Genomic DNA, 9,199 nt, shown 5'->3' on the forward strand with positions numbered 1-9,199 from the left:
GCCTAGTTGCCCACGATCGGGGCCGCGCGCACGCCCTGGAGGCCGGGGACCTCGCGCCAGAACACGGAGTCGGACTCGCCGGACGGCAGCCGCAGCAAGGCGTTGGCGTCGGTCAGATAGACGGTCGTCGGCGAGGCCGCGACGGAGACCACCGGGGCGGTGATGTTGCCGCTGGGCAGCGTGGTCAGCGAGGACCCGTCCTGCTCGATGCGCCAGACCGGCGTCTCCGTGGACGAGGTGCCCACCACCAGCGAGCCGTCCGGCTGCCAGTCCAGCGACAGCGCGTTGCGGCCCAGCTCCGAGGCGAGTTCGCGCACGTTGACGATCCGGTAGTCGCCGTCGGTTTCCTGCGCCACCACGCCGGAGTAGACCGCGCCGCCGATGATGAAGGCCACGCGCGCACCCGTCGACGACAGCCGCATCACCGAGATCTCGCCGTCGATGCCATCCAGCGCGTCCGCGTTGATCTGCTGCTCGCTCACCTCGCCGGTGGTCGAGCGCACCACGCGGTAGATCTTCTTGCCGTCGACCGCGACCCACGCGCCCCGGCCGGTAATGCCGAAGGTGGGCCGGGTAATGCTCTCGCCCTCTAAGGACTCGGCCACGTCGCCGTTGAGCGTCCCCAGCACCAGCTGGGTCTTATCCGCGCCCTTCTTGCGCACGGCCGCGAACGTCTCCTCCGCCGAGATCTCCGCGGACTCCACGTTGCCGGCGTTCGCCGCCGGGTTGTTCAGCGGCTGCGTCTCGTTGCCGCTCAGGCGCACCACGTTGCCGTTGGTCACCGCGTACAGCGAGGTGGCCGCGTCCGTGTTCGCCTTCGGGTTGTAGTCCGCGAAGTCGTCGGTGGTTAGTTCGTCGAGGCCTTCGACCAAGGGGGCATCGTCGGCCACGACCCGGTAGGGCCCCGGGATGCCGGCGGTGGACAGGGTCCAGACCAGCTCGGCGGCGAACCGGGTGCGGTCCTCCTGGCTCATATCCGACATGCCGGTGAAGTGGTAGACGCCGTCCTCGATGCCGCCGAAGTTGGCCTCCCGCGGCACCACCGACATCGTCGCCGGCGCCAGCTCCTCGGCCGGGCCCTGCAGCAGCAGGGTGATGAGCTCGGTGTCCAGGGACTCCTGGCCCGTGGACAGCCAGCGGCGGTCGCTTTCCAGCGCCTGGCCGATGTGCTCGTAGAAGAATAGGGAGTGCGGCTGGTAGCGGTTGCGCAGCTCCGTGCGCTCGATGACCACGACCTCCGGCAGGTCCGAGATCCGCCACTCGCCGTCCACCTGGGTCATATGGATCTGGGCCTCGAAGTCGCCGTTTTCGGAGGTATAGGACCCGCCCTCCGAGAGCGTACCGATGACCGATCCGCGCACGTTGAAGCTGCGGCCGCCCTCGGTGGAATCCGCCTCGGCGTTGGTGATGATGTCCAGCGAGTCCACGATGAGCACCTGCTGGTCCGGGTCCCAGTCCCCGGCCGCCTCCTCGGTCATAAAGGAGCGCGCGGCGGAATAATCGCCGGCCGGCAGCGCCGAGGCGGCGTAGAAGTCGCGCAGCAGCAGGTCCGGTTCCTCGCCGGCGCGCGGGCCCATGGACGGCTCCGGGGTGGCGGCCGGCTCGAAGGAGTGCAGCACTTTGGGGCTGGAGTTTTGCGGCAGCGTCGAGCACGCCGAAAGCGTCAGCGAGGTCGCGGCCAGCACGGCGACGACGGCGCGGGCCGGACTGGCCGTGCTGGCCGAGCGCCGGTGGGTCTGTGGCATCACGGCTGACCTCCCTTCGGGTCATTCGGGGCCTTCGGGTCCGCTAGCGGCGTGGGCTCCGGCACGTAGAGGTCCAGCGGGGCCTCCTCCACGGCCTCGCCGGGCACGCGCGGCAGGATCAGGCGGAAGCAGGACCCGCGGCCTAAGGTGCCCGTCGCGTCCAGCGTACCGCTGTGCAGCACGGCGTCCTCGCGGGCGATGGCCAGGCCCAGGCCGGTCCCGCCCGAGTGGCGCTTGCGGGAGGAATCCGCGCGCCAGAAGCGGTTGAAGACCAGTTCTTCCTGGCCCTCCTTCAGGCCCACGCCCTGGTCGGTGACGGTCACGGCCACGGCTGTGTCGTTGGCGCCCAGGTGCACGTCGACCGGGTTGCCCTCCGAGTGGTCGATGGCGTTGGCCAAAAGGTTGCGCAGGATGCGCTGGACGCGCCGGTCGTCGCCCTCGAAGTTGATGGGCTCGTCCGGCAGGTGCAGGTTGACCGCCACGCCCAGCTCGTCGGCCAGGTGATCGACCTGCCCGAAGGCGGCGGTCACGCAGTTGCGCAGGTCCAGCTTGTTGGTGGACAGGTCGGCCACGCCGGCGTCGTGGCGCGAGATCTCCAGCAGGTCGGCCAGCAGCTCCTCGAAGCGGTCGAGCTCGCGGCTCATCAGCTCGCTGGCGCGGCGGGTGGAAATATCCAGGCTGTCCGCGTTCGCGGCGATCATGTCCGCGGCCATGCGCACCGTGGTCAGCGGGGTGCGCAGCTCGTGCGAGACGTCGGAGGTGAACTGCCGCTGCAGGTCGCCGTATTCCTCCAGCTGTGTAATCTGCTTGGACAGCTTGTCGGCCATGTCGTTGAAGGACTGGGCCAGGCTGCCCATCTCGTCCTCGCCCTCGACGGCCATGCGCTCGCGCAGGTGGCCGGCCGCCAGGCGCTGGGCAATCCGCGAGGCCGAGCGGATGGGCGTAATCACCTGCTGGGTCGCCAGCCAGGCGATGCCCACCAGCAGCACGATGACCACCACCGCGGCCGCCGAGAGCAGGCCGCGCATCAGCGCCAGCGTGGATTCCTCCGACTCCATGCTCATCACCAGGTAGACCTGGGTGTCCGGGATGTCGGACTCGGTGGGCGTGCCGACGATCATGGCGTTGTACTTGGTACCATCCCCGTGGTCGATGGGCGCGTACTGGACCATCACCTGGTCGTGGGAGACGCCGTTGCGCAGCTCCGTCGGGATGCGGTAGCCCTCCGGCGAGGTGGTCACCGAGCCGTCGGAGCCGTTGACCACGATCACCGGCTCGTAGGAGGCCTGCGTCTCGCCGCTCTGGGAGCCCAGCTGCGTCAGGGAGGCGCGCGCGGAGTTAATGCGCACCTGCACCGAGTTGGCCGTGCCCGTGGCCGCGATCTGTTGCTCCACCGCGATCCGGGCGCGCTCTAGCTCCTGCAGGGCGACGTCCTGCTTCTGATCCACCAGGCGGGAGGTCAGCACGGAGACCAGCGCGTAGGTCAAAATGACCATCACCACGGTGGCGGCCATAAAGATCAGGCCGATGACGCGCACCTGCAGCGAGGTGCGCCACCACTGGATGGCGGAGTCGCGGAATTGTCTGAAGCGGTCCAGGATGGCAGTTACTCCCCCGGCTTATTCGGCGCCGGCCGGCTTGCCGGCCTTGTAGCCCACGCCGCGCACGGTCAGCACGATCTGCGGATCCTCCGGGTCGTGCTCAATCTTGGCGCGCAGGCGCTGGACGTGCACGTTGACCAGGCGGGTATCGGAGGCATGCCGGTAGCCCCAGACCTTCTCCAGCAGCTCCTCGCGGGTGTGCACCTGGCCCGGGCGGCGGGCCATCTCCACCAGCAGGTCGAATTCCAGCGGCGTCAGGTTCAGCTCGCGGGAGCTCCCGTCCGCGTTGCGGCGGGTCACGGTGTGCTCGGGCACGTCGATGACCAGGTCGCCGACCTCGATCATCTCCGTGGTCGCGGTGTCCGTGCGGCGCAGGCGGGCGCGGATGCGGGCCACCAGCTCCTTCGGCTTGAACGGCTTGGTGATGTAGTCGTCCGCGCCGGACTCCAGGCCCAGCACGACGTCGACGGTGTCCGTCTTGGCGGTCAGCATGACAATCGGCACCGAGGAGACCTGGCGGATGCTGCGGCAGATGTCCACGCCGTTCATGCCCGGCAGCATCAGATCCAGCAGGATCAGATCCGGGTCGTGGCGTTGGAACATGGGCACCGCGTCGTTGCCGTCGGTCACGGCGATGGGCTCCATGCCCTCAGACTCCAAGACGATGGTCAACATCTCCGAGATCGCCGGGTCGTCATCGACCACCAGGATTGTCGGTGCCACTACTTCTCCCCTACCAGTTGTCGTACAGCTTGAATAATCATATCGCTATCGGCTGTAGCTATCCAACGCCCCGCCCACTCGCGGTCGGCCAGCGCGCGGTAGGCCGCGGCGGTGCGGGCCTGGAGGCCAGCGTCCTTTTCGTAGGCGTCGCGGGCCCGGGTGGCATCGTCAGCCGCGCGGCCCTGGGCGCGGGCCCCGGCCAGCTCGACGTCGGTGTCCAGGAAGACCTGCAGGTGCGGCTTGGGCAGGCCCAGGCGCTCGAACTCCAGGTTATAGACCCAGTCCGTCACCGCGTCATCCTGCAGGCGCGCGGCCGAATACGCCGCATTCGATGCCACGTAGCGGTCCAGCACCCACACCTCCGGCGCGCGGTGGGCCGCCAGCAGCTGCTCCTTGGCGCCCCAGCGGTCCAGGGCGAACATCGTGGCCATCGCGTAGGCCGAGTCCGTCATATCCCCCATGCGGCCGTACAGCGCGTCCTGGGCCAGCTGCGCGTGGATGGAGTCGGCGTACCGCGGGAAGGCCAGCGTGTGGATCTCCCGGCTGATGGCCTCGCGCAGGCGGGCCACCAACGTGTTCTTGCCCGCGCCATCGATGCCCTCTATGGCAATAATCACAGCAGTGCGTCACCTTCTCCTTTAAGCCAGGGCCTCGAGGAAGGGCTCGATGTCGGCGTCGTCCGCCTCGCCCGGCTCGGCCGTTTCCAGCAGCTCCGCGGCCTTTTCGTTGAGCTGCTCGTCGGAGCTGCCGGCCAGGGAGCGGATGAACGGGTACTCCGCCACGACGTCGCCGGCGCTGAACGGCGCGCCCGACCAGATGGCGGCGATGGTGGCGGCGGCCAGGCCGTTGGCGAGCTCCTCGTCGGTGGGCTGGGCGGAATCGGCAGCGAGGACAACGGCGTCCCGCACGGCTTCTACGACCTCCTCCTCTTCGAGGGCAGACAGCTCATCGAGAAAATCGGTGTTGCTGTCGCGGGTGAAAATCTCTTCGTCCCAGGTGCTCACTGTGATCTCCTTCGCAAGGTGAATTTGGCTCCCGCACTAGCGGAAGTCGGGTATCAGACGTTAAAGTGCATGGTACTGTTGTTATCGACTTGTTACCATGGAAGGGGACCGCACGGTGAATACTGATACGCGCCGCGTCGTCATCTTCGTCGTCGTGGGCCTGCTCGTGGCCGCCGGCGTCGGGGTGAGCGTCTGGCACCTCGGTGCGCCCAAATCCTCTTCCATGGACGATAATGCCACGCCGGTGGCCAACAAGCAGCTAACCAGCTCCGAGGAGAAAGCAACCACCTCGTCGAGCTCCACGTCCAGCACCGCGCCTTCCGACCGCCGCGATCGCGACGACGCGAAGGACAACGACGGCAACCAGCACAGCTCCCGCGAGGACGCCAAGTTCTCGGCCCCGCAGGCCAACGATCCGTTCCTGGCCCCCAACTCCGTGGTGGACGCCCAGACCGCGCCCGCCGCGCCGACGACGTACTACCGCCCCGACAACCTCTCCGCGTCCCAGGGCCAGCAGAACCAGCAGGGTCAGCAAGGTCAGCAGGGCTCGCAGAATTCGGGCCAGCAGGGCACGCAGATTCAGCCGACGCAGCCGGGACAGCCGACCCAGCCCGCGCCGACTACCCGCCCGGATACCAGCGAGGAGCCGTCGACGACCACCGAGCCGCAGCCCAGCAGCCCGAACCAGCCCGCGCCCTCCCCGACCATCCCGGGCCTGCCGGCCGAAGAGAACAACGGCCACCTGGAGATCCAGATCTCCGATCTCCTGCCGGAGCCGGCACAGCAGCAGGCCCCGCCGGCCGAAGAGCGCGGCGAGACCCGCGACGCGCCCGAGCCCACGGAGGAAACCGCGGGCGAGCCGGGCAACAACTAAGCGCGGCGGCACTGGGCGCGCCGGCGCTAAAAGCGCCCGGGGCTCAAGGCGCCCGGTGCTAGGGCCGCCTGCAGCTTAGGCGCCTGGCGCTAGAGCGTTTGGCTCCTAGACGCTGGCGACGAAGAATTCCGCCGGGCTATCGCCGGCTGCCAAGTTGACGCGGCCATCGGCGGCCGGGGCCCAGGCGCCGCGGCCCGGGGTGAGGCGGACACCGCCGGCGGTGGCGCCGTCGCCGCGGGTACACAGCACGATGGCCGGCCCGTCGAGTTCGACGGTGGCCTGCGCGCCGGCATCGAGGGCGTAGCGGCGCAGGGAGAACTCGTCGATGGGCACCGGGTAGTCGAAGACCTCGCAGCCGGCCGCCGGGTTCGCGTGCCCCGGGTGGACCTGCGGGTCGGCGACGGCCTGGAAATCCAGCACCTTGACCAGCTCGGGCACGTCGACGTACTTCGGCGTGAGCCCGCCGCGCAGCACGTTGTCCGAGTTGGCCATCAGCTCCACGCCGAGGCCGTGGACGTAGGCGTGCAGCTGGCCGGCCGCCAGGAAGACGGCCTCGCCGGGCTGCAGCACGATGTGGTTGAGCAGCAGCGCGCCCAGCACGCCGATGTCCCCGGGGTACTGCTCGTTAATCCCCAGCACGGTGCGCACGTCGCGCACGATCCACTCCGGGGTGCCCGGGGCTGGGGCGGCGACCAGGCGCTCGCCCGCCGTCACGATGTCCGCGATGAGCTCCTTGCGCACGCCCGCCGGGATGGTGATCCAGGTGGTAAACAGCGCGCGCAGGCTGGCGCCCTCGGCGGCGGGGTCGTCGTCGAGCATGGACAGGTAGCGCTCCAGGCTGGGGCAATCCAGCGCGGCGAAGAGCTCGCGCGTGCGCGCCAGCGGCCTAAAGCCCGCCATGGCATAAAACTCCGTCAGGGCGACGATGAGCTCCGGCTTGTGGTTGTCGTCCTTGTAGTTGCGCTGGGACGAGTCCAGGGCCACGCCCTGGGCGTTTTCCCGGGCGAAGCCCTCCTCGGCCTGGGCCTTGGACGGGTGCGCCTGCAGCGAGAGCACGTCCTCGGCCGCCAGCAGCTTCAGCAGGAAGGGCAGGCGGTCGCCGTGTGTGCTGCGCACGCGGTGGCTCAGGTGGGTCTCCGGGTCGCCGGCGATGACCTCGTCGAGGCGCGTGCCGTCCAGCGTCGCCGGGGCGGCCGGGTGGGCACCGAACCAGAGCTCGGCCACGGGGTTGTCCCCCGCCGGCTGGCCTAAGAGCTGCGGGATCATGGTCTTGGATCCCCACGAATAGTTACGCACCGAACTATCGAGCAACTTCATGCGGTTTATGGGTCCTTTTCCTCATTCATCAAAGGCGGTCGCGGCATAGGCGCGCGTGAAAAGCTGCAGCGCCCGGGAGAATTCGCTTCCCTCGGCGGCGTTGACAGCCAGGCTATGGGGCAGGTTCGCCTCCTCCTGCCCCCAGAAAATCACCCTCCAGGTTAGCGCACCATCTATAAAAGGATCGTAGAAGATATCGTCAGCCGCCTGTGTGTCGGCGCCGTCCAGGGCCTGCGGCAGCTGGGCGGCCTCCACGACGGTCCCGGAGCGCCCGCGCGTGGCCCAAACCGCCGCGGCTACCGATGCCACCGCCTCACCCACCCGGTCCCCCGCCGGCGCCGAGTGCATCACCCCGCTGCCACCTGCCTGCGCGGAGAAGGCGCCCAGCTGCCGGGCCGGGTTGGTATCCGCGCTGCGGTCGGGGGCGCAGGCGGCCAGTTCGGCATCGACGGCAGCGGCGGCCTCGTCCAGGGCCTGCGGGTCGCCGCCCAGGACCAGCCAGACTGCGCCCGCGGCGCGGGCCGGAGCGGGGCCGGAGACGTTGGGCAGGGCGGTGAACAAGAAGGCATCGTCAGCGACGTCGTCGGCCAGGGGCCCGGGCGGGCCGGCAAAGACCGTGGCGGCGCCGCGCTGCTGGGCGGTGAGCAGGGCCCGCGATACCCACTCGCAGTCCGCGGCCTCCCCCACCGTCAGCACGATGTCCAGGGCGCCGACGTAGGCCGGCAGCGCGCGGGCCACGACCACCGGGCAGGCGGCCTGGGGTTGGTAGGTCTGGGCGATCGCGCGGGCGGCCGCGGCGGCGACCTGGTCGGTGGCCAGCACCACGACCGAGCGCGGGCGCAGGCCGGCCAGATATTCATTCAGGCCCGCCACCTGGCCGGCGAGCGCGCGTAATTGCGCCCCTTCGTGCGCAATGTCGAAAAAGCGCACCTGCTCCGGGGTCCACTGTGTGCTCTCCATGGTTTCTCACCTTAGTAGCGCCGGTTATACTATTTCGACATCATGACCGGAAACACTGTTGTTCATCCCGTCCAGCTCATCGGGGGCGGCCCCGGCGCCTGGGACCTCATCACCGTGCGCGGCATGCACGCCCTGCAGGATGCCGACGTCATCCTGGCCGACCACCTCGGCCCGACCGCGCAGCTGGATAAGCTCTGCGATATCGCCAGCAAGGAGCTCATCGACGTCTCCAAGCTGCCGTACAAGCGCCAGACGTCGCAGGACAAGATCAACGAGATGCTCATCTCCCACGCCCGCGCCGGCCGCCGCGTCGCCCGCCTCAAGGGCGGGGATCCCTTCGTCTTCGGCCGCGGTTTCGAGGAGGTCCAGGCGCTGGCTGCCGCCGGCTTAAGCTGCGAGGTCATCCCCGGGGTCACCAGCGCCGTCGCCGTGCCGGGGGCCGTGGGCATCCCCGTGACCCAGCGCGGGATGGTGCACGCCATGACGGTGGTCTCCGGGCACCTGCCGCCCGGCCACGAGCGCTCCCTGGTCGACTGGGAGGCGCTCGCCCGCTCCGGGGCCACCCTGGCGGTCATCATGGGCGTGCGCAACGCCGGCGCGATTGCCACCGCGCTCATCGATGCCTCCCTCCCCGCCGACACCCCCGTCGCCGCCATCCAGGAGGGCACCCTGTCCGGCCAGCGCGTGGTGCGCACCCAGCTGTCCGCCTTAGGTGCCGTGGTCGAGGAGGAAAAGATTCAGCCGCCGGCCGTCTTCGTCATTGGAAACGTCGCGGGCCTGCGCGCGGAGGGATAAGTTCTGCACAGTCCCGACGCGTATAGGGACCAGCTTTGCGCCAACTTGGGCACATTGCTCCATTTTTCAGCCTTTAGGCAGGTTGAACCGTAAATCCGGGCGTTTTCGGCTGTTTTGGGGTCCGTGCAGGATGGCTACTTTGTCCCGAGTTATCCACAGATCGGGTTTCCGGGCCTTGTA

At 69.1% G+C, this 9,199-nt stretch carries 9 protein-coding genes; 2 read left to right on the forward strand and 7 right to left on the reverse strand.

From position 1 onward, the window contains the following. Positions 1-2 precede the first annotated feature (2 nt). The 5 genes from lpqB to VVS03_RS10320 form a co-directional block, all read right to left on the reverse strand. The gene (gene lpqB, locus VVS03_RS10300) at positions 3-1,745 is read right to left on the reverse strand and encodes an MtrAB system accessory lipoprotein LpqB (RefSeq protein ID WP_368521508.1); all 1,743 of its coding nucleotides are present in this window, start codon (positions 1,743-1,745) and stop codon (positions 3-5) included. Further along, complete coding sequence (mtrB, locus tag VVS03_RS10305) at positions 1,745-3,259, reverse strand: MtrAB system histidine kinase MtrB (RefSeq protein WP_409338189.1); 1,515 nt, start codon at positions 3,257-3,259, stop codon at positions 1,745-1,747. Before mtrB ends, lpqB begins: the two co-directional genes overlap by 1 nt. A gap of 105 nt (positions 3,260-3,364) precedes the next feature. After that, the gene (gene mtrA / locus VVS03_RS10310; RefSeq protein WP_368520176.1) at positions 3,365-4,069 is read right to left on the reverse strand and encodes an MtrAB system response regulator MtrA; all 705 of its coding nucleotides are present in this window, start codon (positions 4,067-4,069) and stop codon (positions 3,365-3,367) included. Continuing rightward, on the reverse strand, positions 4,069-4,686 hold the full coding sequence (locus VVS03_RS10315; protein WP_368520175.1) for a dTMP kinase: 618 nt from the start codon (positions 4,684-4,686) through the stop codon (positions 4,069-4,071). The genes mtrA and VVS03_RS10315 overlap by 1 nt, the downstream gene beginning before the upstream one ends. 21 nt (positions 4,687-4,707) lie before the next feature. Next, positions 4,708-5,073 (reverse strand): DUF4259 domain-containing protein, encoded by a 366-nt coding sequence (locus VVS03_RS10320; protein WP_368520174.1) that lies wholly within the window; start codon positions 5,071-5,073, stop codon positions 4,708-4,710. A 115-nt stretch (positions 5,074-5,188) separates the two neighbouring features. On the opposite strand from VVS03_RS10320, the gene VVS03_RS10325 reads away from it, so the two are divergent. Further along, on the forward strand, positions 5,189-5,947 hold the full coding sequence (locus VVS03_RS10325; RefSeq protein ID WP_368520173.1) for a hypothetical protein: 759 nt from the start codon (positions 5,189-5,191) through the stop codon (positions 5,945-5,947). Between the two features lie 105 nt (positions 5,948-6,052). Here the strand turns inward: VVS03_RS10325 and manA are convergent, their stop codons facing one another. Together manA and VVS03_RS10335 are read right to left on the reverse strand one after the other, a co-directional pair. After that, complete coding sequence (gene manA / locus VVS03_RS10330; RefSeq protein WP_368521478.1) at positions 6,053-7,264, reverse strand: mannose-6-phosphate isomerase, class I; 1,212 nt, start codon at positions 7,262-7,264, stop codon at positions 6,053-6,055. Between the two features lie 21 nt (positions 7,265-7,285). After that, on the reverse strand, positions 7,286-8,224 hold the full coding sequence (locus VVS03_RS10335) for a hypothetical protein (RefSeq protein WP_368521477.1): 939 nt from the start codon (positions 8,222-8,224) through the stop codon (positions 7,286-7,288). A 42-nt stretch (positions 8,225-8,266) separates the two neighbouring features. On the opposite strand from VVS03_RS10335, the gene cobA reads away from it, so the two are divergent. After that, complete coding sequence (cobA, locus tag VVS03_RS10340; protein ID WP_368520170.1) at positions 8,267-9,019, forward strand: uroporphyrinogen-III C-methyltransferase; 753 nt, start codon at positions 8,267-8,269, stop codon at positions 9,017-9,019. Positions 9,020-9,199 lie beyond the last annotated feature (180 nt).

It is taken from the genome of Corynebacterium sp. LK2537 (assembly GCF_040946485.1).
Lineage (GTDB): Bacteria > Actinomycetota > Actinomycetes > Mycobacteriales > Mycobacteriaceae > Corynebacterium.

What these genes read in the sequence shown, in the direction of transcription:
- lpqB (WP_368521508.1), bottom strand. Translation starts at nt 1,745, where the DNA reads ATGCCACAGACCCACCGGCGCTCGGCCAGCACGGCCAGTCCGGCCCGC.
- mtrB (WP_409338189.1), bottom strand. Translation starts at nt 3,259, where the DNA reads ATGGCCGCCACCGTGGTGATGGTCATTTTGACCTACGCGCTGGTCTCC.
- manA (WP_368521478.1), bottom strand. Translation starts at nt 7,264, where the DNA reads ATGAAGTTGCTCGATAGTTCGGTGCGTAACTATTCGTGGGGATCCAAG.
- VVS03_RS10335 (WP_368521477.1), bottom strand. Translation starts at nt 8,224, where the DNA reads ATGGAGAGCACACAGTGGACCCCGGAGCAGGTGCGCTTTTTCGACATT.
- cobA (WP_368520170.1), top strand. Translation starts at nt 8,267, where the DNA reads ATGACCGGAAACACTGTTGTTCATCCCGTCCAGCTCATCGGGGGCGGC.